Raw genomic sequence first — 26,526 nt, 5'->3', positions numbered from 1 at the left:
CTGCCCCACGGGGAAGGATGAGAAGCTTCGACTAAGGTTCGATTCGAGCGTAGCGAGAAAGCGTTGCCGCAGGCAACGACCCGAAGGGCGAAGCGCATCGCGCTGAGTAATCCTTCCCCCACCACCATCTCTTCAGAAATATCCATTCTCAGTATTTCGTCATTTTCAAATATTCTGCCCCACGGGGAAGGATGAGAAGCTTCGACTAAGGTTCGATTCGAGCGTAGCGAGAAAGCGTTGCCGCAGGCAACGACCCGAAGGGCGAAGCGCATCGCGCTGAGTAATCCTTCCCCCACCACCACCATCTCTTCAGAAATAACCATTCTCACTATTTCGTCATTTTTCACATATTCTGCCCCCGCCACCATCTCTCATAAAACAACTTCATATTCTTAAGTTCATCTGTACCACCCCTTGAATACTCTTTGCCACGCGTTTCATTAATTACAGACATAAAAAAACCCTGCCGAAGCAGGGTCTTGAAAAGCGTCAATTCCGATCAGCGACGTGCGCGCACAATCTGATATTTGCGTGTCAGATATTCCACCGGTACGCTCCAGACATGCACCAGGCGAGAGAACGGGAACAACACGAACAGCGTCATACCCAGCACCAGGTGCATGCGGAAGATAAACGCCACGCCGTCCAGGTGCTCAGACGCGCCGCCGTGGAAGGTCACTACGGATTGCGCCCAGCCCACCAGCTTCATCATTTCACTGCCGTCCATATGCTGCGCAGAGAAAGGAATAGTCAGCAGACCCAGCGCACACTGGGTAACCAGCACCGACATCACCAGGATATCGGCCGCGGTTGTCGTCGCGCGAATGCGAGGACTGAAGAGACGGCGTTTGAGCAGCAGCAGGCCGCCAACCAGGCACATCAGGCCCGCAGCACCGCCACCAAACATTGCCATCTTCTGTTTCACTTCCAGCGGCAGCCACGCTTCGTACATCCAGTGTGGCGTTAACATCCCGAAGGCATGGCCCGCGATGACACCGAGGATACCAATATGGAACAGGTTCGAAGCCATGTTCATGCCTTTACGATCCAGCATCTGGCTGGAACCGGCACGCCAGGTGTACTGGCCATAGTCATAACGCAACCAGCTTCCCACCAGGAACACGGTGCCCGCAATATACGGGTAGATATCGAAGAAGAACATATTCAGGAATTGCATTATTGCTGCCCTCCGTTAGAGATATTCAAATATTGCGGGGCAACAGCTCCGGCAAATCGACGCTGATGAGTCGTAATTTCTGACTCGCCGCAGTTCTGGTCTGCAAAGAACTTCACCTGTTCCTCTTCCCAAACTGCATCCAGCGCCTGCGGGGTATCATCGCGGGCTTCGTCCGCAATTTTTTCCGCAACCTTTTTACTGTCGACAGCAGTATTTGTCAGCTTCACCAGCAGATCGAACAGCACTGCATAACGGCTTTCACGTTGTTGTAAACGTGCGCTGAGCAGCGCCAGAATCGGCGCAATATCCTGTAGTCCCCCAATCGCTTCTTCTTTCGGCAATTGCGCCAGATATTCCAGATACAGTGGCAGATGATCCGGCAACTCGCGGCTATCGAGTTGCAGACCGTGCTCTTCGTACTGAGACATCAAATCGACCATCGCCTGACCACGATCGCGGGATTCACCGTGAACATGTTCGAACAGCAACAGTGAAGTGGCACGGCCACGGTCGAATAGCTGGCTATAGTCAGACTGGGCATCCAGAAGATCCTGAGCGAGCAGATCGCGCAGGAAAACACCCAACGATTGGGCATCCTCTTTATCCAGGTTTTCAGACGACGCGAGTGCTTCAAACAGCTCCTGCTGATGCTCCACAAGGGAAGCATCAGGGTACTCGAGCAGACGCGAAACAATGACAAGTTCAATCATTGGTGCGGCTCCGTTTTGCTGGTCACATCCATCGCATCAATGCGACGGCTGTTGAACAGGTTGAATTTAGTGTCCGACCCGTGGCAACCGTCACCAAAGGTAAAACCACAGCCACTTTTTTCCGGGAAAGCTTCGCGGGCGAGTTCGCGGTGGCTACTCGGTACCACGAAACGATCTTCATAGTTTGCGATCGCCAGATAACGGTACATTTCCTGCGCCTGCGCTTCGCTCAGTCCGACCTCTTCCAGCGCGCTGGTATCGATAACGCCGTCTACCGTTTCTGCACGTTTGAAGTGACGCATTGCCAGCATACGTTTCAGCGCTAACAGTACCGGTTGGGTATCTCCTGCCGTCAGCAGGTTAGCCAGGTACTGAACCGGGATACGCAGGCTTTCGACGTCCGGCAGAATACCGTTGCTACCCAGTTCACCCGCATCTGCGGCAGACTGAATCGGTGACAGTGGCGGCACATACCACACCATCGGCAGCGTGCGATATTCTGGGTGCAACGGCAGGGCCAGCTTCCAGTCCATCGCCATTTTGTAAACCGGCGACTGTTGCGCCGCGTCGATCACGCTCTGCGGCACACCATCTTTCAGCGCTTGTTGAATCACTTTCGGATCGTGCGGATCGAGGAACACGTCCAGCTGACGCTGATACAGATCTTTTTCATGTTCGGTGCTCGCCGCGTTCTCAATGGCGTCTGCGTCGTACAACAACACGCCGAGGTAACGAATACGGCCTACGCAGCTTTCAGAACACACGGTTGGCTGACCGGCTTCGATACGTGGATAGCAGAAGATGCATTTCTCTGACTTTCCGCTTTTCCAGTTGAAGTAGATTTTTTTGTATGGACAGCCGGTAATACACATCCGCCAGCCGCGACACTTGTCCTGGTCGATAAGCACGATCCCGTCTTCTTCACGCTTATAGATGGCACCGCTTGGGCAGGTCGCGACACAGGCCGGATTCAGGCAGTGTTCGCACAGGCGCGGCAAATACATCATGAAGGTGTTTTCAAACTGACCGTACATCGCCTTCTGCATGTTCTCGAAGTTTTTGTCTTTCGACAGCTTCTCGAACTCACCGCCCAGATCGTCTTCCCAGTTCGGGCCTTTTACGATCTTGGCCATACGCTGACCGGTGATCAGCGAGCGTGGACGAGCGATAGGCTGGTGCTTGCCTTCCGCCGCGTTGTGCAGATTCTGGTAGTCGAAATCGAACGGTTCGTAGTAATCATCGATGCCCGGCATATGCGGGTTGGCGAAGATTTTACCCAGCAGCATCGCGCGATTACCCATGCGCGGTTGCAGCTTGCCGTTGATCTTACGGATCCAACCGCCCTTCCATTTTTCCTGATTTTCCCAGTCGGTCGGGAAGCCGGTACCCGGTTTGGTTTCAACGTTGTTGAACCAGGCGTATTCCGTACCTTCACGGCTGGTCCAGACGTTTTTACAGGTAACCGAGCAGGTATGACAGCCGATGCATTTATCCAGATTCAGCACCATGCCGACTTGTGAACGAATTTTCATTTTACGCTCTCCTGTACCTGGTCATTTCCTTCGCCGTCTAACCAGTCAATATTTTTCATTTTACGTACCACCACAAACTCATCGCGATTCGAGCCGACGGTGCCGTAGTAGTTAAAGCTGTAAGCCAGCTGGGCATATCCACCGATCATGTGAGTCGGTTTCGGCGTAATACGGGTCACCGAGTTATGGATACCACCGCGCTGCTGGGTAATCTCTGAACCTGGAAGGTTCACGATACGTTCCTGCGCGTGATACATCATGGTCATCCCGGCAGGTACACGCTGGCTCACGACGGCACGGGCAGTTAACGCACCGTTGCTGTTGAACACTTCAATCCAGTCGTTATCCACGATCTGCAATTCTTTCGCATCCGCTTCGCTCATCCACACTACTGGACCGCCGCGACCTAACGTCAGCATCAGCAGGTTGTCGCTATAGGTGGAGTGAATGCCCCATTTCTGGTGCGGCGTCAGGAAGTTCAACGCTTTTTCCGGATAACCGTTGGATTTCTCGCCCATCACTTCTTTCACCGAACGGGTATCAATCGGCGGACGATAAACCAGCAGGCTTTCACCAAAATCACGCATCCACTGGTGATCCTGATACAGCGACTGACGGCCTGTCAGGGTGCGCCATGGGATCAGCTCGTGAACGTTGGTGTAACCCGCGTTATAAGACACGTGTTCGTCTTCCAGACCTGACCAGGTCGGGCTGGAGATAATTTTGCGCGGCTGGGCCTGAATATCGCGGAAGCGAATTTTTTCGTCTTCTTTATTCAGCGCCAGATGCGTATGGTCACGACCGGTAAACTCGCTGAGCGCAGCCCAGGCTTTGACTGCCACCTGACCATTGGTTTCAGGTGCCAGAGTCAGGATCATTTCAGCAGCATCAATCGCCGTGTTCAGCATTGGCTGACCTTTAGCCGGGCCGTCTGCTTTGGTGTAATTGAGCTTACGCAGCAGATCCATTTCGCTCTGGGTGTTCCAGGCAATCCCTTTACCGCCGTTACCGATTTTCTCCATCAGCGGGCCGATAGAGGTAAAGCGCTCAAAGGTCGCCGGGTAATCGCGCTCAACCGGGATAATATGCGGTGCGGTTTTACCTGGAATCAGATCGCATTCGCCTTTTTTCCAGTCCTTCACGCCCAGCGGTTGCGCCAGTTCCGCCGCAGAGTCGTGCTGGATTGGCAGCGTGACCACATCAGTTTCAACGCCCAGATGACCCACACACACTTCAGAGAATTTCTTCGCGATGCCTTTGTAGATTTCCCAGTCGCTTTTCGATTCCCATGCCGGGTCAACGGCCGCCGACAATGGGTGAATAAACGGATGCATATCCGAAGTATTCATATCGTCTTTTTCATACCAGGTGGCGGTTGGCAGCACGATGTCGGAATAGAGACAGGTGCTGGAAAGACGGAAGTCCAGCGTCACCACCAGATCCAGCTTGCCGTCGAGACCGTTATCGTGCCATTCCACTTCTTCAGGCTTAACGCCACCCTGCTTGCCGAGGTCTTTACCCTGAATACCGTGATCGGTACCGAGCAGGTACTTCAGCATGTACTCATGGCCTTTACCGGATGAACCCAGCAGGTTGGAGCGCCAGATAAACAGGTTACGCGGGTGGTTTTTTCCGTTTTCAGGCTGTTCCGCCGCAAAGCGAATCGAGCCGTCCTTCAGGGATTTGACGGTGTAATCGACCGGTGACATTCCGGCTTTCTTCGCCTCTTCCGCAATGCGCAGCGGGTTAGTACCCAGCTGTGGTGCAGACGGCAGCCAGCCCATACGCTCAGCGCGCACGTTGAAGTCAATCAGATGGCCGGTATAGCGAGATTTATCTGCCATTGGCGACAGCAGTTCTTGTGCCGTCACCGTCTCGTAGCGCCACTGGCTGGAATGGTTATAGAAGTAGGAGGTGCTGTTCATGTGACGTGCTGGACGCTGCCAGTCAAGACCAAACGCCAGCGGCTGCCAGCCGGTCTGCGGACGTAATTTTTCCTGGCCCACATAGTGTGCCCAACCGCCCCCGCTCTGACCGACACAGCCGCAGAAGACCAGCATGTTGATCAGGCCACGATAGTTCATATCGAGGTGGAACCAGTGGTTAAGCCCTGCGCCCACGATGATCATCGAGCGGCCATGCGTTTTGTCGGCGTTCTCAGCAAACTCACGCGCGATACGGGTGATTTGCGCGCGCGGAACGCCAGTGATTTGCTCGGCCCATGCCGGTGTGTACGCTTTGATATCGTCGTAGCTGGTTGCGCAGTTTTCGTCGTTCAGACCGCGCTCCAGGCCGTAGTTGGCCATGGTCAGATCGTAAACGGTGGTCACCAGCGCCGTCGTGCCATCGGCGAGTTGCAGACGTTTTACCGGCAGCTTGTGCAGCAGAATATTTTCCAGCTTCACGTTGTTGAAATGCTCGGTACCATCACCACCAAAGTACGGGAAACCCACTTCAGCAATGTCATCCTGGCTACCCAGCATGCTCAGACGCAGGTCGGTCTCTTCGCCAGAGGTCGCATCGCGCTGCTCCAGGTTCCACTTGCCTTTCTCGCCCCAGCGGAAGCCGATAGAACCGTTCGGTGCCACCATATCGCCGCTGTTACTATAAGCGACCGTCTTCCATTCTGGATTGTTTTCCTGACCCAACGCATCCACCAGATCGGCCGCGCGCAGCATACGACCCGCCGCATAGTAGCCGTCGCGCTCTTCCAGCATGACCAGCATTGGCATGTCGGTGTAGCGGCGCACGTAGTCGGTAAAGTACTGGCTGGGTTTATCGAGGTGGAATTCGCGCAGCATGACGTGGCCCATCGCCAGCGCCATCGCCGCATCGGTACCTTGCTTCGGAGCCAGCCACAGGTCGCACAGTTTGGCGATTTCGGCATAGTCCGGCGTAATGGCAACGGTTTTGGTGCCTTTGTAACGTACTTCAGTAAAGAAGTGTGCATCCGGTGTACGGGTCTGCGGAACGTTTGAACCCCAGGCGAGGATGTAGCTGGAGTTGTACCAGTCGGCGGATTCAGGCACATCGGTCTGCTCACCCCAGGTCTGTGGTGACGCAGGGGGTAAGTCGCAATACCAGTCGTAGAAGCTCAGACAGGTACCGCCGATGAGAGAAAGATAACGCGCACCAGAGGCGTAAGAAACCATCGACATCGCCGGGATCGGCGAGAAGCCTGCCACGCGGTCCGGACCGTAGGTTTTGACGGTGTAGACGTTAGACGCCGCGATCAGCTCATTCACTTCCTGCCAGGTCGAACGAACAAAACCGCCGCGACCGCGAGCCTGCTTGAAGCTTTTTGCTTTATCAGAGTCTTCAATGATAGAGGCCCAGGCATCAACAGGATCGCTGTGCTGCACTTTTGCTTCACGCCACATTTTCATCAGACGCTTACGCATCAGCGGGTATTTCAGGCGGTTTGCGCTGTACAGATACCAGGAGTAGCTCGCGCCACGCGGACAGCCGCGCGGTTCATGGTTAGGCATATCCGGACGCGTACGCGGATAGTCGGTCTGCTGCACTTCCCAGGTCACCAGACCGTTTTTAACGAAAATCTTCCAGCTGCAGGAACCGGTGCAGTTTACACCGTGGGTAGAACGCACGACTTTGTCATGCTGCCAACGTTGACGGTATCCATCTTCCCAGTCCCGGTTGGTCTCCAGAACCTGGCCGTGCCCATCGGCAAAAGTGTCGCCCTTCTGCTTGAAGTAGCGAAACCGGTCCAAAAATTTGCTCATCGGGTATCTCCTGTGTGGAGCCTGTGGCTCTCTAAATCGACATTGCTGATTTGCAGCGAAGGTAACGCTATGAAAGATGGCGGGAATTGATAACGATCAATGCGAATGGGGTTACTCACCCGCAGTGTTTTCCGCTATACCACCAAAGCGGTATAAAAATTGATTTTTTATTTATATGATTTGTAAGGATTTTTATTATTTTCCGCACAAATTATCCGGTTGTATTTAACATTTGGGGTATTAAGGAGTAGGTATTTCTGCAAAGCGATGGCGATCACAGTGTTAACGTGCAAAGCAGTTTGACGGCTAAAAGTATGTTGTAACTACTTTCAGGTCAAAAAAAGCGCGACCTTAAGGTCGCGCAAACGGATAATCACATCTTACTTATTTTTCTTAGTATTACGGCCATATACCAGCCACGTGATAACCACGCAGGCGATATAGAAGACGAGGAAGACTTTCATTGCCCCTGCCGGAGAGCCCGTCAGGTCAAGAGAGATACCAAACGCTTTCGGGATAAAGAACCCGCCAATAGCGCCAATTGCTGAAATAAAGCCCAGTGCAGCCGCCGTATCCGTCGCGGCTTCACGCATTGCCTGCTCTTCGTTGCCACCCTGCGCTTTTACGCGGTCGGTCGTCAGCTTACGGAAGATAACCGAGATCATCTGGAAGGTAGACGCACTCCCCAGCCCGGCCGTCAGGAACAGCACCATAAACACACCGAAGAAGGCGATGAAGTTGCCACCCTGGCCATTTGTTGGCAGCGTCAGGAACAACAATGCGCAGAAGATAGCCATAACGACAAAGTTCACCAGCGTAACGCGGGTCCCGCCCAGACGGTCAGAAATCATCCCGCCGGTAGAACGCGCCAGCGCACCGATAAACGGACCGAAGAACGCGTAGTGCAGAATCTGGACATCAGGAAACTGAGTCTTCGACAGCATCGCAAAGCCCGCGGAGAAACCGATAAAGGAGCCGAAGGTCGCCAGATACAGCAGCGCCATCACCCACAGATGCCCACGCTTCAGTACCGGCAGTTGCTCGCTCAGAGAAGCCTTAGACGCCGACAGATCGTTCATAAAGAACCATGCCATCAGGGTCAGCACGACCAGGAACGGCACCCAAATCCAGGCAGCGTTTTCGAGGTACAGCATCGAGCCATCCGGCTGTGCGGTACCCGTTCCGCCAAACGCAGCAAAGATTGAGAGCGACACCACCAGCGGTGCAATCAGCTGCATCACGCTGACGCCCATATTACCCAGACCGCCGTTAATACCCAGCGCGCCGCCCTGTTTTGCTTTCGGGAAGAAGAAACTGATGTTCGCCATACTGGAAGCAAAGTTTGCGCCAGCAAAACCGCACAGCAGAGAGATGATCACGAAAATGCTGAACGGTGTAGAGGTGTCCTGCACCGCAAAACCCAGCCATACGCACGGAACGATCATGATCCCGGTACTGAATGCCGTCCAGCGACGGCCACCAAACAGCGGCACCATAAACGCATAAGGTACACGCAACAGCGCACCCGATAACGCGGGCAGCGCCGTTAGCATGAACAGCTGATCGGTCGTGAAGGTAAAGCCGACCTTCGGCAGGTTCACCGCCACTGCGCTAAACAACATCCATACACAAAACGCTAATAACAAACACGGAACGGAAATCCACAGATTACGACTGGCTACACGCTGGCCACGCTGTTGCCAGAACGCCGGATCTTCTGGACGCCATTCTGTAATAACAGCACCGGAGGCTTTCTCCGGGGCAGATGAGTGACTCATAGACACCTCTGATTATCGAAAGATACTGCAAACATTAGGGTTTTAAGCTGGCGGTAAGTTGATATAAATCAAAGGAAAAGTTGACGGTTTGGCGGGCTAAAAAACGCCATTACCCTAAGTGAGTAGGTTATTTCGATAAAAAAGGTGTGGTTTTTCACGCGGCTGACGGTTCGCGGCCTTACCCTCCTCCCGGCAATAACTCCTCCGGCAATTAAGGGGTAATCCTTTGTTGGTATGGGTATACTCCAGGGTATGCACGAGAATAGCGCCATTCCTGGAGGCAGGCATAATCAGGAGCCAGGCAAGCCTATGTTAAAAAGATGCTTATCCCCGCTGACGCTAGTCAACCAGTTAGCACTAATCGTTTTGCTGTCTACCGCAATTGGTGTGACCGGCATGGCGATTTCTGGCTGGCTGGTACAAGGCGTACAGGGTAGCGCCCATGCCATTAACGAGGCAGGTTCGTTACGCATGCAGAGTTATCGTCTGCTGGCCGCCGTTCCGCTGACGCAAGAAGACAGCCCCCTGCTTGAAGAAATCGAGCGTACCGCATTCAGCCCGGAACTGGAAGTCGCCGCCCAGCGCGACGGACAACAAGCGCAGCTCAAAGCGCTACAGGGATACTGGCATAGCCAACTGGAACCGGGTTTGAAACAAGCGAAAAGCGCCGACAGCGTGGCGGGCGATGTCGCCAACTTTGTCGCTCGCATTGACACGCTGGTCTCTTCTTTCGACCACTCCACGGAATTACGGGTTGAGCAGGTCATCACGCTCCAACGGGCAATGGCCTTTTTTATGGCAGTACTGCTGATTTTCACCATCATTTGGCTGCGCGCACGACTGCTGCACCCCTGGAAACAATTGCTTGCCGTGGCCCGCGCCGTGACGGAACGTGATTTTACCCGGCGAGCCCAGATTAGCGGTCGCAACGAAATGGCGATGCTCGGCCAGGCGCTGAACACCATGTCCGGTGAGCTGGCAGAAAGCTATGCGGTGCTGGAACAGCGCGTACAGGAAAAAACAGCCGGCCTTGAGCAAAAGAACGAAATTCTCTCTTTTCTCTGGCAAGCCAACCGCCGTCTGCATATGCAGGTCCCGCTATGCGAGCGCCTTTCTCCCGTCCTGAACGGTCTGCAAAACCTGACGATGCTGCACGATCTTGAGCTTCGGGTATATGACGTCGAAGATGAAGAAAATCATCAGGAATTCACCTGTCAGTCCGATATGTCTTGTGATGATAAAGGCTGCCACCTTTGTCCACGCGGTCTGCCGCCATTAACCAGCAGTGGGACCACCCTAAAGTGGCGGCTGACAGACAGTCACACCCAGTACGGTATTTTGCTGGCCACCCTGCCTTCTGGCCGTCACCTGAGCCACGATCAGCAGCAGTTGGTCGATACGTTGGTCGAACAGCTGACGGCAACGTTGGCGCTCGATCGCCACCAGGAAAAACAACAGCAACTGATTGTGATGGAAGAACGCGCCACCATTGCGCGCGAATTACATGATTCGATTGCCCAGTCGCTCTCGTGTATGAAAATGCAGGTCAGTTGCCTGCAAATGCAGGACGACGCCCTGCCGGATAACAGCAAACAGTTGTTAGGCCAGATTCGCAATGAGCTCAATACGTCGTGGGTACAGCTTCGCGAGCTGCTGACCACTTTCCGTTTACAGTTGACGGAGCCGGGCCTGCGCCCTGCGCTCGAATCAAGCTGTCAGGAATTTAGCGCCCGTCTGGGATTCCCGGTGAAACTCGATTACCAGTTACCACCGCGTTTCGTCCCCTCCCACCAGGCCATTCATTTACTGCAAATCGCTCGTGAAGCGTTAAGCAATGCGCTTAAACATTCCGCCGCGACGGCAGTGACTGTCACCGTCAGTCACCACAATAATCAGGTGAGACTGACGGTTCATGACAACGGCTGCGGCGTGCCGGAAAACGCTGAGAGAAGTAACCACTATGGTTTAATTATTATGCGAGACCGCGCGCAAAGTCTGCGCGGAGATTGCCAGGTTCGCCGGGGTGACTCAGGCGGCACTGAAGTAGTGGTGACCTTTATTCCCGAAAAGCCTCTTATAACTGCTCAAGGAGAAAACCATGACTAATCAGGAACCGGCAACTATTCTGTTGATCGACGATCATCCGATGCTGCGCACCGGCGTAAAACAACTTGTCAGCATGGCGGAAGACATTACCGTTGTGGGTGAAGCCAGCAACGGTGAACAGGGTATTGAACTTGCCGAGTCCCTCGATCCTGATTTGATCCTGCTTGATCTGAATATGCCGGGCATGAACGGTCTGGAAACGCTGGATAAACTGCGTGAAAAAGCGCTATCTGGACGTATTGTGGTCTTTAGCGTCTCAAACCATGAAGAAGATGTTGTCACCGCCCTCAAGCGCGGCGCAGACGGCTATCTGCTAAAAGATATGGAGCCGGAAGACTTGCTCAAAGCGCTCCAGCAGGCTGCTGCGGGTGAAATGGTACTGAGCGAAGCCTTAACGCCAGTACTGGCAGCAAGCCTGCGTGCCAACCGCGCGACGTCCGATCGTGATGTCAGCCAGTTAACCCCGCGCGAGCGCGATATTCTCAAGCTCATCGCTCAGGGACTGCCGAATAAAATGATCGCCCGTCGTCTGGATATCACCGAAAGCACCGTGAAAGTTCACGTGAAGCATATGCTGAAGAAGATGAAGCTGAAATCGCGCGTAGAAGCCGCAGTGTGGGTTCATCAGGATCGTATTTTCTAGTCTCACTCGTCCGGCAGCAGTGGATAGCCGCGACCGTCATCAGGCAACGCCAGAAGCGGTTGCGACAACGAGAGCGTGATCTCATTGGAAGAGACGCGCTGCCCGTCGTCATCTTCAACAACCACGGACAACCGCCAGCGGTTTGTCGCCCCTTCGCTCGAATCCCATGCCGGCATAATAATGCTCCAGCCTTCTTCACTGGTTGCCTGCGGTGGAGACGTCAGGCTGAGCGCCTGTGCATCCCCCTGCCAGTGTAACTGGCGTATTCCATGCTTACTGCGGATTTGCAGTTTCAACACCACCGTTTCGCCCGGCATCAGATCCCACGGCGGCGTCGCCAGGTACACCGACAGCGTTTTGCGCTGACGGAACTCCATCACCGGCAGATTCGCCCGATCCGGTGAATCATACCGACTCCCGCGCAGTGAACGCGTGGCGGCGACTTCATCGGATGACAGCTGTTTTTTGAGCGGAACGCCAAAACGGTAATTCAGCTTCATGCCGAGGTTATTTTGGCTAACGCCGCTTTCACCCTGCTTATGCCCGGCCGAAAAGGTGAGTAACGGCACAGGGGTGTAATCCAGACCTAAATTAACGGCCACAGGATTGTGATAACCCGTTCCGCTTCGAAACAAGTCAACGTTGTCGCCAAAGTACTGTTCAAAGCTGACGCTGGTATTCAGGTGATGAAAATACGGCAGCCAGGCCCTGGCGGTCACGTCGTAACCGCGCGCCATGCGCTGTTCCTGAACGTCAGAGCTGTCACGCCAGCTGGCAAACGGTTGATAGTAATTGGCTGACAGGCGCAGGTTTTCGCCCCAGGCTTCGGCACCCAATCCGGCACGCTGGAGATTTTCATCGAGCAGATTATCGTAGAAGGTGTTGTATCCCAGCAGCCATTTACCGGCCACCCAGCGTTGTCCGATTCCGGCATTGCTCACCAGACCATCGCTTTGTTGAGTCAGGCCAAGCTGACTCCAGCTCAGATAACGATTATTGTCCTGCCAGGGCACAAACCAGCTCCCGCTACTCCCGGTGAACTTGCCCTCTTTATCCACCAGCAGATCGACGCTCGCGTTGCCCCAGGGCGAGAGCAATGACTCAATCTGCTCATTCACTTCGCCGCTCAAGACGTCACGAACCTGCCCGAAGGCGAACTGGCGCGCCTGTTCGCCGGTCGTCAGGCCGTTGTCAGTCATGCTGGCTTCACCGAATGCTTTTGCCATCTCTGCCAGATGCTTTTCGCTTTCGCCGTTGGGTTTTGCTAACCCCAGATCCGGCAGACCATCCCCGTTGTTATCAAAGGGATTTTGCGCCTGCTCCATAAACGATTTCGGCGCAGCATAAAGGGCTCCAGCCGGATAAAGGAGGAGTAAGAGCAAAACCAGTGGGCGAGGCGTAAAAACTATCAACGTTGTAAATGTGATCCATATCTCACGTAAACACAGTAAATACCTTAACGTGAATTGGCGAGATTTGCAGTCTTAAGCGCACATTCCGGAATAACCTGAATCATTGCCTTTAGCTCTGGAACACAGGATCCGCAGTTCGTCCCACAGCGTAACTTCAGGCCTAATGCCTTCGCGGAATCACATCCCTGCGCGATTGCCTCGCGGATCGTATTTTCGCCTACGCTGAAGCAACTGCAAATGATGCGCCCCCGATCAACGCTTTCCCCCGCGCTCCGCCCGTTAAGCAAAGCATGACGCTCGACAAGCTGGGTCGGTGCATGAGTAAAAGCGTCAGCGACAAACTCGTGCGCCAGTTCTGGAGCCATTTTCCCTTCCCAGAACCCCAGCATCAGCTCACCCTTATGCCAGGCCAGTAGACTGCTGCGCTCCCCCGTTTGCGCAACCTGTAGCTGCCAGCCGCGCGAGTTACAGTGCGCCATCAGCGCTTCCAGCAACGGCATTTCTCCCGCCAGCGTCAGACGTTTTACGCCCTGAGCTATTTTCTTCCACCAGTGAACGGACAGCGGCAGTTCAGGCAGCTCGCGCGCGTAAAGTTCGCTTTCCCAGACCGGCTGCCACGGTACGATCCTGACCGCCGTTTGCTTACTTTCTGGCTGCCCGGAATACGGGTCACAGCGCCCTTCGACCAACGCATTGACCTTACCCTGACGGGCAAAACGGCTGTTCCAGTGCATCGGGGCAAACAGCTGGCCCTCTCGCTGCCCGGCGTTAACGCGCACTCGGGCAATCATCACCCCGCGCGGAGAGCTCAGCCTCGCCAGTTGTCCGTCGCGTAGCGCAAAACGCCCCGCGTCCGCAGGCGAAATATCCACATAAGGTTCGTCGATATGCTGCATCAGCCTGGCGACATAGCCGGTTCGGGTCATGGTATGCCACTGATCCCGGATGCGTCCGCTGTTCAGAATCAACGGATACAGCGCGTCGGGCACAGCCCCATGACTATTTGGTTCTACCTTGACGATTTTCCGGACAGGGAAAGACCCTGCATCCCATTGATAAGGTTCCAGCTCATCCCACTGCTGGCGCGTTAACGTGACAACGTCACGCAAAGTAAACGCCCGACTGCCGTCGTTCTCAAACGCCGACAGCGCGGCATGCTCGCAAAAAATTTCCTGTGGATGTTGCCAGGCAAACGCATCCGCGTAACCGAGTTTTTTAGCGATCTGAGCGACTATCCACCAGTCGGGCTTTGCCTCTCCCGGTGCGGGCAGGAACGCGCGCTGGCGAGAAATACGCCGCTCGGAATTAGTCACCGTCCCGTTTTTTTCGCCCCAACCCAGCGCCGGAAAACGGATATGGGCGTAGCGACTGGTGTCAGTATCGCGCATCACCTCAGAGACAATCACCAGCGGACAGGCTGATAACGCCTGGCACACCGCGTGGCTATCGGGAAGCGATACCGCCGGATTGGTACCCATTATCCACACCGCCTTCACTTCGCCGCGCCCTATCGCCTCGAACAGTTCCACCGCCATCAGCCCCGGTGTTTGCGCCAGCCGTTCGGTTCCCCAGAAACGCGCCACGCGTGAAAGATCATCAGGCTCAAAGTTCATGTGCGCAGCCAGCTGATTCGCCAGACCGCCGACTTCGCGCCCGCCCATTGCATTAGGCTGACCGGTCAGCGAAAACGGCCCACAGCCCTCACGAGCGAACTTCTGGCTGGCGAGATGCACGTTAATAATGGCGTTGCATTTGTCGCTGCCGCTGGAAGACTGGTTGATCCCCATGGTGTAAAGGGTGACGGCTCTGGGTGCGCGGATAAACCAGTCGTAAAAGGTATTCACCTCTGAAACCGTCAGCCCGCAAAACGTCGCTACGCGCCCGGCAGGCCAGTCCGTCTCGCCCTGAATACGGTTGAGCAAGCCTACAAACAGCCCGGCATCACTGCCCGGCGACAACGCAAGATGCAAATCGGCGGCGTCGCAGGTCGCCGTCCTGCGCGGATCGATAACCACCACCTTCAGGTCAGGATTATCGATTCGCGCCTGGACCAGCCGCTGATACAACACCGGATGCGTCCAAGCCGCATTCGATCCCACCAGCACCACCAGGTCGGTATTTTCAATATCGGTATAGCTGCACGGGACGATATCTTCACCGAAAGCGCGCTTATACCCGGTCACCGCCGACGACATGCACAGGCGAGAATTGGTGTCGATGTTAGCGGCACCGATGAATCCCTTCATCAGCTTGTTGGCGGCGTAATAGTCCTCAGTCAGCAGCTGACCGGAGGCGTAAAACGCCACCGCCTGCGGCCCATGAGTGTCGATAATTTCCCGCAGGCGTTCGCCCGCCGCCTCCAGCGCCTGCGCCCAGTCGACCTCGTTGTCGTTAATCATCGGGTGCAGCAAACGCCCCTCCAGCCCGGTGGTCTCCCCGAGCGCCGAGCCTTTCACGCAAAGTCTGCCGTAATTGGCGGGATGGGCGTCATCGCCGCGCACGCGCACCTCGCCACCACTAACGCTGGCAATGACACCGCAGCCAACGCCGCAGTACGGACAGGTGGTTCGGGTTTGCGTCATGAGGCCTCCGCGCGCATCACCAGCTCTTCATGGCTTACCCATACTTTGCCGCCTTCAATTTTCACCGGCCAGGCACGTACGGCGGGTTCACCGCTTTCGACCTGACGCCCGTCGCGCAGACGAATGCGCTGTTTATACAGCGGCGAAATCACCACTGGCTCTCCGCCCGCATCGCCAAGAATGCCGCGCGACAGGACGTTGACGTCACCGCCCGGCTCAACGTCTTCGAGTGCATAAACGTCCTTGCCGAAACGGAACAACGCAATGTGTTGCTGGCCCAGATACGCGCCGATACCGGCCTGCTCAGGGATATCGTCAATACCGCAAATTTCCTGCCAGCGTTTTGCGGGCGTCGCCGTCTGGTTATTGACGCTGCTTCTGAACAGCGCCAGGCGATTCGGATCGCTCAGAGTGGTTTGCCATTCGCACTGGTAGGTATCCACTATCCGCGCCATCTCCTGCTCCAGTTCGCAGGCAATGCCGAGAGAATCGTTGACGATAACGTCGCGAAGATACGCAATGCCGCCTTCCAGATTGTCCATCCAGGTGCTGGTACGTTGCAGACGATCGGCGGTGCGGATGTAAAACATCAGGAAGCGATCGACGGTACGCAATAGCGTTTCATCATCCAGATCGCTGGCAAACAGATCGGCATGGCGCGGCTTCATCCCCCCGTTGCCGCAGAGATACAGATTCCAGCCCTTATCGGTGGCGATTACCCCTACGTCTTTACTTTGCGCTTCGGCGCATTCCCGGGTGCAACCCGAAACCGCCATCTTGATCTTGTGCGGCGCGCGAAGGCCCTTGTAGCGATGCTCCAGCGTCACCGCCAGGCCGGTAGAATCCTGCACACCGTAACGACACCAGGTTGAACCGACGCAGGATTTGACGGTACGCAAAGATTTTCCGTAGGCATGCCCGGTTTCAAAACCCGCTTCAATCAGCGCTTGCCAAATTTCCGGCAGTTGTTCGAGCGTCGCGCCAAACAGGTCGATACGCTGACCGCCGGTGATTTTGCTGTAAAGCTGATAGCGTTTGGCAATCTGCCCGATAGCAATCAACCCATCGGCGCTGACTTCCCCGGCGGGCATGCGCGGCACAATCGAGTAGGTGCCGTCTTTTTGAATATTGGCGAAATAACGGTCGTTGGTATCCTGCAGCGGCAGATGCGCGGGCTTCAGCAGATATTCGTTCCAGCACGAGGCCAGCACCGATCCCACCAGCGGTTTACAGATTTCACAGCCGTGACCCTGCCCGTAGCGGCTGATGAGTTGCTCAAAAGTATGAATGCGGTTCACGCGCACCAGATGGTAGATTTCCTGACGCGAGTAGGCGAAGTGTTCGCAGATATCCTTTTTCACCTCCACACCCTGCGCGGCCAGCTGAAATTCCATCACCTGTTTCACCAGGGCGCTACAGCCTCCGCAGCCGGTTGCCGCTTTGGTGCACTGTTTTATCGCGCCGATATCCGTGGCACCAGCACTCACCGCCTGACAAATATCGCCTTTGCTGACGTTATGACACGAGCAAATCTGCGCGCCGTCCGGCAGTGCCGCCACGCCGAGCGCTTTTGGCGCACTGCCCGCAACCGCAGGCAGGATCAACGTTTCCGGGTCTTTTGGCAGACTGATGTCGTTTAGCATCATCTGTACCAGCGTCGCGTATTCGGCGGCGTCCCCCACCAGCACCCCACCGAGCAGGGATTTACCGTCCGCGCTGACCACGATTTTTTTATAGATTTGCTGCGGGCCATGGGTCCACTGGTAGCTTTGCGCCCCCGGCGTGCGGGCATGCGCGTCACCAAACGAGGCCACATCCACGCCGAGTAGCTTGAGCTTGGTGCTCATGTCCGCACCGGTAAATGCGCGCGCTTCCCCACAAAGCTGGGCTGCCACCACGCGTGCCATCTGATAGCCCGGCGCAACCAGGCCGAAGATTTTGCCTTCCCACAGGGCGCATTCGCCAATGGCAAACACGCGTTCATCCGAGGTGCGACAATGCTTATCAATACTGATCCCACCGCGTTCACCCATCGCTAATCCGCTGCTGCGCGCCAGAGCATCCTGCGGACGAATTCCGGCGGAGAAGACCACCAGATCGGTTTCAAGCTCGCTGCCATCGGCAAAGCGCAGTGCCAGTCCTTTCGCGGTCTGTGCGATTTCTGTCGTTGATTTGCTGGTATGCACTCCGACGCCGAGGGCTTCAATTTTACGGCGCAGCATCGCGGCCCCGTCGTTATCCAACTGGACCGCCATTAGATTCGGGGCGAATTCCACTACGTCCGTTTCCAGCCCCAGTTGCTTAAGCGCGTTGGCAGCCTCCAGCCCCAGAAGCCCACCGCCAATCACTACGCCACGGCGCGCGTTGGCCGCGTGGGCGGCAATGTTATCCAGATCGTCGAGCGTGCGATAAACAAAACACCCTGCCAGTTCGCGCCCTGGCACAGGCGGTACAAACGGATATGACCCCGTCGCCAGCACCAGCGTATCCCAGTGAGTTTCATGCCCGCTGGCGGTCCGCACCACGCGCGCTTCACGGTCAATGTCCACAACCTGTTGCATCAGACGCAGCTCGATACCGTTTTTGGCAAAGAAATCCTCTTCGACCAGCGACAGAGAATCGGCGTTGCGATCGTCAAAATAGGCTGAAAGATGCACGCGATCGTAGGCCGCGTGGCGCTCCTCGCCAAACACCACGATCTGGTATTGCAAATGCAAATTGCGGCTCACGCAATCTTCGAGAAAATGATGGCCGACCATGCCGTGCCCAACCACTACCAGAGTAGGTTTTGTCATCGCGTTCTGTCCTGCAACCTGTGGTTGCGTCGTGAATTGATCGAACAGCCAGTCCGCCTGCGCGGGAACGGGCTTTGCCAGTAAATCGGTAAACGTCGCCGCGCTGCGGCAATCGCCCATCAGCAACACGCCAGCAAGCTGATCGTGCCGAATCAGCAGGCGGCGGTAATGACGGGTAAGCGGATCCCAGGAGGTCCAGACCGCATCGTCCGGTTGTGGCGTCACGCTCCCGGCACTAAACAACTCAATGCCGGTCACCTTCAGGCGCATGCCACTTTCCTGCGGTGCAAACTCGTTGACGCTGTGCCCCGCCAGTCGCGCAGCCAATATTTCTGCGTGCGCCAGGCACGGCGCGACCAGCCCCCAGGTTTGGCCGTTGATTTCACAGCACTCACCTATCGCGCTAACGGCGGGGTGCGAGGTCTGCATCAGGTTGTCCACGACAATACCTTTGCCACATAACAACCCGCTGGCCTTCGCAAGCGCCGCGTTGGGGATCACACCCGTGGCTAACACCACGCGGGTAGCGGCGAGTTGACGCCCGCTGCTGAGCGTGACGAACGCCTTTGTAATCGCGGTGATACCGGACGCCAGTTCGCAGCGAATACCGCGTTCATCCAGCGCCTGTACCAGCAGTAAACCCGCGCGCGGGTCAAGCTGTTGCTCCATCAGCCAGTCGCCACGATGCACCAGCGTGACGTTGTCACATGACTGACTTAACGCGGCGGCGGCCTCTACGCCAAGGACTCCGCCCCCCAGCACCACCGCCGGACCGGGTGTAGACAAAATGGCGTTGACGTCGTTGAGCGTGCGAAAACTAAACACATGTTCAAACTCGCTGCCCGGAATCGGCGGCACAAAAGGCTGCGATCCGGTAGCGAATACCAGCTCATCCCACGCCAGCTCGCGCCTTTCAGTGCGAAGATGGCGCGAGGCGAGATCCACGGCAATGACCTTTTCGCCCGTCAGCACCGTGACGCCGCGCGCCTGATACCAGCCGTCATCATGAAAGCGCGTGGCTGACGCCTGTTTTTCGCCGCCCAACACCGGTGAGAGCTGGATTCGGTTGTAGGCGTTTTCCGGCTCCTCTCCAATGACGGTGATAGCGAAACGACCGGGTGCACGTTCGGTCAGGGATTCAATCAGTCGCGTTGCCGCCATGCCGTTACCCACGATCACCAGTCGCATCGATGCCTCCTTGTCACGCCGCTTTCGGCTGTTTTTCATAGAGGAACTGCAAAACCTGCTGGCGCATGTGGTGATAACGGCTATCGTCCGCCAGTTGCACCCGATTGCGAGGACGCGGCAGATCCACCCGCATAATCTCGCCCACCGTTGCCGCAGGACCGTTGGTCATCATCAGCACGCGATCTGACAGCAGTACCGCCTCGTCAACATCGTGGGTAATCAGCACGATAGTGGTATTCAGCTCCTGCTGGATTTTCATCACCGAATCCTGCAAGTGGGCTCGCGTCAGGGCATCGAGCGCGCCGAACGGTTCATCCATCAGCAATACTTTCGGTTTCATCGCCAGCGCGCGGGCAATGCCGACACGCTGCTTCATGCCCCCGGAGATTTCGTCAGGACGTTTATGTAGCGCGTGCCCCATCTGCACGCGGTCGAGGTTGTGTTCAATCCACTCTTTACGCTCGACCTTGCTCATCGTGCGTCGGAAAACCTGATCGACCGCCAGCGCCACGTTGTCGAAGCAGGTTAACCACGGCAGCAGAGAGTGGTTCTGAAACACCACCGCGCGCTCCGGGCCTGGACCGGCGATTTCACGGTTATCGCAAATTAGCCCCCCTTCCGTCGGCAGCGTGATCCCGGCGATAAGGTTGAGCAACGTTGATTTGCCGCAGCCCGAATGGCCAATCAGGCTCACGGTTTCACCTTCGTGAATGTCGAAAGAGACGTTTTGCAGCGCCAGAAAGTCACCGCTGGCGGTAGAAAAACGCTGGCTCACGGCCTGTACCTGAATTAACGGTTTCATGTTCGCTCCTTATTTTTCCTGCCAGCTAAAGCGGCGGGCGATCAGCATCAACCCTTGCTCCAGCAGCAGTCCGACCACGCCGATGATGACGATGGCAATGAGAATGTTTTCGACGTTAAGGTTGTTCCACTCGTTCCAGATCCAGAACCCAATGCCTAAGCCCCCGGTGAGCATTTCGGCTGCGACAATAACCAACCACGCAATGCCGATAGAGAGCCGCACCCCGGTCAGCACCGCGGGCAGTACGGCGGGAAACAGAATGCGACGCATAATGGTCCACTCAGAAAGTTGCAGCACGCGAGCCACATTGAGGTAATCCTGCGGAATGCGGCGCACGCCTTCGGCGGTGTTGATCACCATCGGCCAGATGGAGCAGATGAAAATGGTCCAACTGGACGCTGGCTCAGCCTTTTGAAACAACAGCAGGCCGATAGGGAGCCATGCCAGCGGGCTGACCGGGCGCAGGAGCGCAATCAGCGGCGTAAACATGCGGGAGATAAAGGTAAAACGACCAATCAGAAAACCGAGAGGGATACCCACGATGGCCGCCAGACCAAAGCCAATCGCCACGCGCTGTAGTGAGGCAAGCACGTTCCAGCCGATACCCATATCATTCGGCCCGTCGCGATAAAACGGGTCGGCGAACAGCGTCATAGCGGAATCCAGAGTGCTAAGCGGCGTCGGAAACCCTTTGCTGTTAATGGCCGCCAGCTGCCATAGCACCACCAGCAGACCCAGCCCCAAAAAGGCCGGGATCACCCGCTGGAAGAGGTCGTTCACGCGGCGAGCGAATGCCGGAGCACGACGCCGGATCTGCACCGGCGGCAGCGTAATCACTTCGCCACTGACGAGTTGTTCAGCCGTGGTCTTTGTGTTTTGCATCTGTTTCATATCAGGCCCCTGTACGGTGAATGGCGAAACGACTGGCGTACCCCTGCGGATCGGTGCCGTTCCAGACGGTACCGTCCATTAATGTGCTGCTGCGCATCGATGATGACGGTGCGGTAATGCCGCCGACGGCGGTGGCGGCGTCTTTCCAGACCGCCGTCTGGTTAATGCGTTGTGCAATCCCCGCGTAGTCCGGATCGGTTTTTAGCAGTCCCCAGCGGCGGAACTGGGTCAGGAACCACATCCCGTCGGAGTGCCACGGATAGCTCACGGCACCTTCATCGAAGAAACGAATGGGATGGGCATCCTGCCAGCGCTGGCCGATACCGTTGTCGTACTCCCCGAGCATCCGCCCGGTGAGATACTGCTCTTTGGTGTTAAGCCAGGCGCGACGCGACAGGATCTGCGCGGTTTCACGTTTGTTTTCAGGAGATGCATCAATCCAGCGGGCGGCCTCCATCACGGCGCACACCAGCGCTCTGGCGGTATGCGGGTTTTGCTCGACCCAGTCGCGGCGCGTTCCGAGGATTTTTTCCGGGTGTTCCGGCCAGATAGACTGCGATGTCGCGGCGGTGAATCCGATTCGATCGTTGATGGCGCGCGCGTTCCACGGCTCACCCACGCAAAAACCGACCATATTGCCGATGCGCATATTCATCACCATCTGCGGCGGCGGCACGACCACGGTGCGAACGTCGTCGAACGGGTTAATCCCCGCGCTCGCCAGCCAGTAGTACAGCCACATGGCATGCGTTCCGGTCGGGAAAGTATGAGCAAAGCTGTAGGTTCCAGGTGCCTGCTGCCCAATCAGCTTTTTCAGGCCGTCGACGTCGCGCACGCCCTTATCCAGCAGATCGTTTGAAAGCGTGATCGCCTGGCCGTTATGGTTCAGGGTCATCAGGTTTGCCATCGGCTGTGGCTTACCCGCAATCCCGAGTTCCAGGCCATACAGCAGGCCGTAAAGAATATGCGCGGCATCCAGTTCACCGGCCACCAGCTTGTCGCGCACCGCCGCCCAGCTCGCCTCTTTGGTGGGGACAATGGTAATCCCGTATTTTTTATCAAAGCCTTTCAGCGCGGCGATGACCACTGGCGCGCAGTCGGTCAGCGGAATAAACCCGATGCGTACCGTCTCCTGTTCCGGTTTATCAGAACCTGCCGCCCACGCCGCGTGCATCATGCCCGGCAGCATCATCGCGGTTCCTGCCAGCGCGCTCGCGTGTAAAAATCGCCGTCTCGTCCAGTCCACCATGCTCGCTCCCCAAAAAAATCAAAAAAAAAGCGCCCGGCAATGCCGTAGCATTGCAGGACGCCTTTATCCCGAAAACGCACGCACCGCCGTTGGCGCGTCGTTAAAGTTGTTCATTGAGTAATGCAAAGCAGATGCCAGGTTTTACTGCCCTGTTTCCCGCTTCTTTTGCCTGGTTTTTACCCTGTAACGCACCTCAATCATGCATAAAATGCCCACCGACCGTGCAGCTACTCCTTTGGTATTACCTGCCAGAGCGACTTTACCGTCAGCAGCGCATGGGCGATATCGACCATGCGTTGATTCTTGTCCATCGCCATTTTGCGCAGCGTTATCCACGCCTGTTCTTCGGTCATATTGTGATGCGACATTAATACACTTTTGGCCTTGTCGATGGTTTTGCGCTCCTCAAGCGTGTCGCGCAACGAGGCCAACTGGCGGGATAACAACTCAATCTCGCGCGCCTGCTGGCGTACTAACGATAAGAGGGGTTTATCCGGGTAGGCAGCGAGGAAATCGTCACCTTCATCTGCTCCCGGTCTGAACGTCTCCTGCGACTGCATCAGCTCATCAACGGCGTGCATAAGATCGTCCGTTACCGTCTCTTCCAGCGTTCGCAAATGTTCAAGACGCGTCGTTTGTCGCGCAAACCATTCCAGAGCGGTTTTGCCCTGATCCGCCGCGGGTTGACGCGTGCAGGCCAGCCGACGCAGCTGCTCCGTCTCTGCGCTGGCCTGACACGTGGTATTGAAAAAGGCCTGCACCTGCGGATGCGTGCGGGATAAAAATACGTCAAAGCAGGCCTGCTGAGCATCAATGCGGTCAACCAGGGTCTGGCGCATCTCGTCGCTAAAATAGCCCTCGGTGAAACCAATCGCCCCCAGCGCGCGCTCCTGCCCGACCAGCTCTTTCCCCTGCATCAGGCTATAAAGCGCCACAAATCGCCCCGCAATTTGCGGATCGTCAATGCTGTCATTCAGTTGTGGGATGATACTGAGCAGATGACGCAGCGTGCGGCTGTACTGCTCCATCGCAAGGCTTGCGGTAATGTTTCGTGAGACGATCGTTTTACGCAGTGCGGGAAGCTGTTCAAGATGCGAGAGTGCGCTGGCGATACGCTCGCAGACCGCACCTCCGGACATCAGCGACTGCTGCGCCAGTGAGCGATGAAACGCCGTGAGAATTTCATCCACCAGCGCCCGGCTGGCTTTGCATTCTGCCTCATAAAGCTGACCTTGCGAACAGAGCCAGACGTTTGACGCCCCACGCTCGCACTGTAGCATGTGTGCCAGACCGCCAATGCAGCTGACCAGCGTACCCAGTTGCGCCAGGTTGCTGAGCTGCTGTTTACGCATTCGTTTTGCGCGCTGAAACCATTCGGTGGCGCCGGGCGGATTGCCAGTCATTATCGTCATGCTTATTCTCCCGGGACAGTGTTATCCCATCAGATAAGCAATTTTCGTGCCCTTTCAGTCACCAGGAGCCAACATGCAAAACATTGTCATCGTCGCCAACGGCGCCGCCTACGGAAGCGAATCCCTTTTCAACAGCCTGCGTCTTGCCATCGCACTGCGCGATCGGGAAAGTGAACTGGATTTGCGATTATTTTTAATGTCTGACGCCGTGACGGCGGGGCTTAAAGGCCAGAAACCTGCCGAGGGATACAACATCCAGCAGATGCTGGAGATCCTCACCGCGCAGAACGTTCCGGTCAAGCTGTGCAAGACTTGCACCGACGGGCGCGGCATCTCCACCCTGCCGCTGATTGACGGCGTTGAGATCGGTACGCTGGTTGAACTGGCGCAGTGGACACTGACTGCCGATAAAGTATTAACTTTCTAATAATAAACCTAAGAAAATATTATTTTCTTATGGAAGCGGTTGCAGCATCAAGTTCCCTGCTGGGTTGCCGATAGGCATCTTAAGTCAACTCAGCAGGTATTTACTCATGTTCAGGTCTATTCGTGCCCGTATTATCGCCGCGACGACGGGTTGTTTGGTCGTCGCTTTACTTCTCAACACCGTCATTAACTTCCAGGTCACACGCCAGGATAACCAGCAGTCTCAGCGCGATATCCTCGCCAGCACCAGCGCCAGCCATAATATGGCGATTGCCGACTGGGTCAGCAGCAAAATGGCCGTCATCGCTTCGGCGCAAAACGTGGCCTTAAGCGACGATCCTGTGCCGGTGTTTAAACAACTGGCTCAGGCTGGCGGTTTCACTAACGTCTACGTGGGCTACGCCAGCAAAACGGCGAAGTTTTCCGACCCGGCAGGCGTTCCCTCTGATTACGATCCGACCCTGCGTCCGTGGTATCAGCAGGTGGTCAGCGCCGATGCGCCCGTGGTTACGGCTCCTTACGTTGACGCAGGTTCCGGGAAACTGGTCGTGACTTTCGCCGTACCGGTAAAACAAAACGGCGCGCTGGCGGCGGTGATGGCGGGGGATGTCGCGATGGATAGTGTGGTCGCCAACATTCGCGGCATCCACCCAACCCCCGCGAGCAGCGGGCTGTTGATTGACAGTGATGGTACCGTTATTGCTGCCAATAACCCTGCCCTGACGCTCAAGCCATTCGCTGAGACGCTAAAAGGCGTCGATCTCGGCGAGCTTAAAAAAGGCGCGTCGATTGACGGCCAGTTTGACGGAGCTGAGAAAACCTTCGTTGCCACGCCTGTTGCAGGAACCCACTGGCTGTTGATCATTGCGCTCGACAAAAACGATGCCACCTCCGGTATGCGCGCGCTGCTTAAAGCGTCGGCGTTATCACTGATTATTCTGGTCCTTCTCAGCGGTGCTATTGTGCATTTCTTCATTGCGCGTCTGCTGAAACGCCTGTCGAATATTCGCGACGCCATGCACGCGATTGCTAACGGCACGAACGACCTGTCACAGCGCTTGCCGGAAGATGGTCAGGATGAAGTGGCGGAAATTGCCCACGCATTTAACGCCTTTAGCGACAAGCTATCGTTGGTGATGGTGCAGTTGCGCGATGCCAGTACGTCGGTGAAACATGCCGCACAGGAAATTGCGGCCGGTAATCAGGACCTTTCGGGCCGTACGGAACAAGCGGCCTCCAGTCTGCGTGAAACCGCAAGCGCGGTAGAACAAATTACGGCTTCGGTGGCGCAGTCCAACGAGTCCGCCGCCGAGGCTAACGATCAGGCGAGTAAGGCATCATCCGCTGCCTCACGTGGGGGCGAAGTGGTGTCTCAGGCCATCAGCACCATGCAATCCATCGAGGTGGCTTCCACCAAAATCGGTGATATCACCAGTGTTATCGATGGCATCGCCTTCCAGACCAATATCCTGGCGCTCAACGCCGCGGTTGAAGCCGCCCGTGCGGGTGAACAAGGCCGTGGGTTTGCCGTCGTTGCCGGTGAGGTCCGCAGCCTGGCCAGTCGCAGCGCGCAGGCCGCAAAAGAGATCAAAACGCTTATCGACTCCACGACCCACAGCGTGGCAACGGGTTCACGCTATGTGCATCTGGCGGGAGAAAGCATGGATGAGATCCGCGCCAGCATCGGTAGCGTGTCAGGTATCATGCGGGAGATTTCCATCGCCACCAGCGAGCAGATGAAAGGGATTCAGGAGATCAACCACGCGGTGACGCATCTCGACCGGATGGTTCAGCAAAACGCCGAGCTGGTGGTGGAATCCGCCGCCGCTGCCGGAGCGTTGCAGAGCCAGGCGGGCGACCTTGCTGAAACAGCAGGCCATTTCCGCATTTAATGTTCTTAAGGCGCGTATTGGCCTGTTCAAATACGCGCCAGCTGAATGCTTTCAGGCATATTGTCATTTTTGTTTAATCGTTATGCTTTTTTTTGATCAAAATCATCATCCCGTCGCTCCCCCTTTGGTGTTATGCCATGAGTGAATTGTGAACAACATCACGCTCAGGATTGATCGCAAGGAGAGCGTTG

General features: G+C 56.1%; 16 protein-coding genes and 2 other RNA genes. 6 read left to right on the top strand and 12 right to left on the bottom strand.

Features of this window, described 5'->3' with window-relative positions; genetic code table 11:
- Positions 1 to 7 precede the first annotated feature (7 nt).
- Positions 8 to 127, top strand: a non-coding RNA gene (locus AC6EMZ_RS10080) — RtT sRNA.
- A 43-nt stretch (positions 128 to 170) separates the two neighbouring features.
- A non-coding RNA gene (locus AC6EMZ_RS10075) (RtT sRNA) lies at positions 171 to 301 on the top strand.
- A gap of 198 nt (positions 302 to 499) precedes the next feature.
- On the opposite strand, the gene narI is transcribed toward AC6EMZ_RS10075, so the two are convergent.
- The 5 genes from narI to AC6EMZ_RS10050 all read right to left on the bottom strand — a co-directional run bounded on the left by narI (position 500) and on the right by AC6EMZ_RS10050 (position 8,937).
- Positions 500 to 1,177: a respiratory nitrate reductase subunit gamma gene (gene narI, locus AC6EMZ_RS10070; RefSeq protein ID WP_498402287.1), complete on the bottom strand. Its 678-nt coding sequence runs from the start codon at positions 1,175 to 1,177 to the stop codon at positions 500 to 502.
- Entirely contained in the window at positions 1,177 to 1,887 is a 711-nt protein-coding gene (gene narJ, locus AC6EMZ_RS10065; RefSeq protein WP_498402286.1) for a nitrate reductase molybdenum cofactor assembly chaperone, read from the bottom strand. Before narJ ends, narI begins: the two co-directional genes overlap by 1 nt.
- The gene (gene narH, locus AC6EMZ_RS10060) at positions 1,884 to 3,419 is read right to left on the bottom strand and encodes a nitrate reductase subunit beta (protein WP_498402285.1); all 1,536 of its coding nucleotides are present in this window, start codon (positions 3,417 to 3,419) and stop codon (positions 1,884 to 1,886) included. Before narH ends, narJ begins: the two co-directional genes overlap by 4 nt.
- On the bottom strand, positions 3,416 to 7,159 hold the full coding sequence (locus tag AC6EMZ_RS10055) for a nitrate reductase subunit alpha (protein ID WP_498402284.1): 3,744 nt from the start codon (positions 7,157 to 7,159) through the stop codon (positions 3,416 to 3,418). The genes narH and AC6EMZ_RS10055 overlap by 4 nt, the downstream gene beginning before the upstream one ends.
- Positions 7,160 to 7,539: 380 nt before the next feature.
- Positions 7,540 to 8,937 (bottom strand): NarK family nitrate/nitrite MFS transporter, encoded by a 1,398-nt coding sequence (locus AC6EMZ_RS10050; protein ID WP_498402283.1) that lies wholly within the window; start codon positions 8,935 to 8,937, stop codon positions 7,540 to 7,542.
- Between the two features lie 309 nt (positions 8,938 to 9,246).
- On the opposite strand from AC6EMZ_RS10050, the gene narX reads away from it, so the two are divergent.
- Positions 9,247 to 11,043 (top strand): nitrate/nitrite two-component system sensor histidine kinase NarX, encoded by a 1,797-nt coding sequence (gene narX / locus AC6EMZ_RS10045; RefSeq protein ID WP_498402282.1) that lies wholly within the window; start codon positions 9,247 to 9,249, stop codon positions 11,041 to 11,043.
- Complete coding sequence (gene narL, locus AC6EMZ_RS10040; RefSeq protein ID WP_498402281.1) at positions 11,036 to 11,686, top strand: two-component system response regulator NarL; 651 nt, start codon at positions 11,036 to 11,038, stop codon at positions 11,684 to 11,686. The genes narX and narL overlap by 8 nt, the downstream gene beginning before the upstream one ends.
- Positions 11,687 to 11,688: 2 nt before the next feature.
- Here the strand turns inward: narL and AC6EMZ_RS10035 are convergent, their stop codons facing one another.
- The 7 genes from AC6EMZ_RS10035 to nasR form a co-directional block, all read right to left on the bottom strand.
- Positions 11,689 to 13,095 (bottom strand): YchO/YchP family invasin, encoded by a 1,407-nt coding sequence (locus AC6EMZ_RS10035; protein ID WP_498402324.1) that lies wholly within the window; start codon positions 13,093 to 13,095, stop codon positions 11,689 to 11,691.
- Between the two features lie 47 nt (positions 13,096 to 13,142).
- Positions 13,143 to 15,680 (bottom strand): nitrate reductase, encoded by a 2,538-nt coding sequence (locus AC6EMZ_RS10030; RefSeq protein ID WP_498402280.1) that lies wholly within the window; start codon positions 15,678 to 15,680, stop codon positions 13,143 to 13,145.
- Positions 15,677 to 19,663 carry a nitrite reductase large subunit NirB gene (gene nirB, locus AC6EMZ_RS10025; protein WP_498402279.1) on the bottom strand — a complete coding sequence of 1,329 codons (3,987 nt, stop codon included), beginning with the start codon at positions 19,661 to 19,663 and terminating at the stop codon, positions 15,677 to 15,679. The genes AC6EMZ_RS10030 and nirB overlap by 4 nt, the downstream gene beginning before the upstream one ends.
- A 13-nt stretch (positions 19,664 to 19,676) precedes the next feature.
- The gene (locus tag AC6EMZ_RS10020; RefSeq protein ID WP_498402278.1) at positions 19,677 to 20,465 is read right to left on the bottom strand and encodes an ABC transporter ATP-binding protein; all 789 of its coding nucleotides are present in this window, start codon (positions 20,463 to 20,465) and stop codon (positions 19,677 to 19,679) included.
- 9 nt (positions 20,466 to 20,474) lie between these two features.
- On the bottom strand, positions 20,475 to 21,356 hold the full coding sequence (ntrB, locus tag AC6EMZ_RS10015; protein WP_498402277.1) for a nitrate ABC transporter permease: 882 nt from the start codon (positions 21,354 to 21,356) through the stop codon (positions 20,475 to 20,477).
- Position 21,357: 1 nt separating this feature from the next.
- Positions 21,358 to 22,605: a CmpA/NrtA family ABC transporter substrate-binding protein gene (locus AC6EMZ_RS10010; RefSeq protein ID WP_498402276.1), complete on the bottom strand. Its 1,248-nt coding sequence runs from the start codon at positions 22,603 to 22,605 to the stop codon at positions 21,358 to 21,360.
- A 227-nt stretch (positions 22,606 to 22,832) separates the two neighbouring features.
- A complete protein-coding gene (gene nasR / locus AC6EMZ_RS10005; RefSeq protein ID WP_498402275.1) occupies positions 22,833 to 24,017 on the bottom strand; it encodes a nitrate regulatory protein NasR in 1,185 nt (394 codons plus the stop codon).
- A 73-nt stretch (positions 24,018 to 24,090) separates the two neighbouring features.
- Between nasR and AC6EMZ_RS10000 the strand changes: the two genes are divergently transcribed.
- Positions 24,091 to 24,444 carry a DsrE/DsrF/TusD sulfur relay family protein gene (locus tag AC6EMZ_RS10000; RefSeq protein ID WP_498402274.1) on the top strand — a complete coding sequence of 118 codons (354 nt, stop codon included), beginning with the start codon at positions 24,091 to 24,093 and terminating at the stop codon, positions 24,442 to 24,444.
- Positions 24,445 to 24,550: 106 nt separating this feature from the next.
- Entirely contained in the window at positions 24,551 to 26,335 is a 1,785-nt protein-coding gene (locus AC6EMZ_RS09995) for a methyl-accepting chemotaxis protein (RefSeq protein ID WP_498402273.1), read from the top strand.
- Positions 26,336 to 26,526 lie beyond the last annotated feature (191 nt).

It is taken from the genome of Enterobacter sp. SCRI0065 (assembly GCF_059766475.1).
Note: the sequence above shows the minus strand (reverse complement) of the source record. Positions and strands in the feature narration are given on the sequence as shown.

Excerpts from the sequence above, each read along its gene's own strand:
- narI (WP_498402287.1), bottom strand. The coding sequence starts at position 1,177 with ATGCAATTCCTGAATATGTTCTTCTTCGATATCTACCCGTATATTGCG.
- narJ (WP_498402286.1), bottom strand. The coding sequence starts at position 1,887 with ATGATTGAACTTGTCATTGTTTCGCGTCTGCTCGAGTACCCTGATGCT.
- narH (WP_498402285.1), bottom strand. The coding sequence starts at position 3,419 with ATGAAAATTCGTTCACAAGTCGGCATGGTGCTGAATCTGGATAAATGC.
- AC6EMZ_RS10055 (WP_498402284.1), bottom strand. The coding sequence starts at position 7,159 with ATGAGCAAATTTTTGGACCGGTTTCGCTACTTCAAGCAGAAGGGCGAC.
- AC6EMZ_RS10050 (WP_498402283.1), bottom strand. The coding sequence starts at position 8,937 with ATGAGTCACTCATCTGCCCCGGAGAAAGCCTCCGGTGCTGTTATTACA.
- narX (WP_498402282.1), top strand. The coding sequence starts at position 9,247 with ATGTTAAAAAGATGCTTATCCCCGCTGACGCTAGTCAACCAGTTAGCA.
- narL (WP_498402281.1), top strand. The coding sequence starts at position 11,036 with ATGACTAATCAGGAACCGGCAACTATTCTGTTGATCGACGATCATCCG.
- AC6EMZ_RS10030 (WP_498402280.1), bottom strand. The coding sequence starts at position 15,680 with ATGACGCAAACCCGAACCACCTGTCCGTACTGCGGCGTTGGCTGCGGT.
- nirB (WP_498402279.1), bottom strand. The coding sequence starts at position 19,663 with ATGCGACTGGTGATCGTGGGTAACGGCATGGCGGCAACGCGACTGATT.
- AC6EMZ_RS10020 (WP_498402278.1), bottom strand. The coding sequence starts at position 20,465 with ATGAAACCGTTAATTCAGGTACAGGCCGTGAGCCAGCGTTTTTCTACC.
- ntrB (WP_498402277.1), bottom strand. The coding sequence starts at position 21,356 with ATGAAACAGATGCAAAACACAAAGACCACGGCTGAACAACTCGTCAGT.
- AC6EMZ_RS10010 (WP_498402276.1), bottom strand. The coding sequence starts at position 22,605 with ATGGTGGACTGGACGAGACGGCGATTTTTACACGCGAGCGCGCTGGCA.
- nasR (WP_498402275.1), bottom strand. The coding sequence starts at position 24,017 with ATGACGATAATGACTGGCAATCCGCCCGGCGCCACCGAATGGTTTCAG.
- AC6EMZ_RS10000 (WP_498402274.1), top strand. The coding sequence starts at position 24,091 with ATGCAAAACATTGTCATCGTCGCCAACGGCGCCGCCTACGGAAGCGAA.
- AC6EMZ_RS09995 (WP_498402273.1), top strand. The coding sequence starts at position 24,551 with ATGTTCAGGTCTATTCGTGCCCGTATTATCGCCGCGACGACGGGTTGT.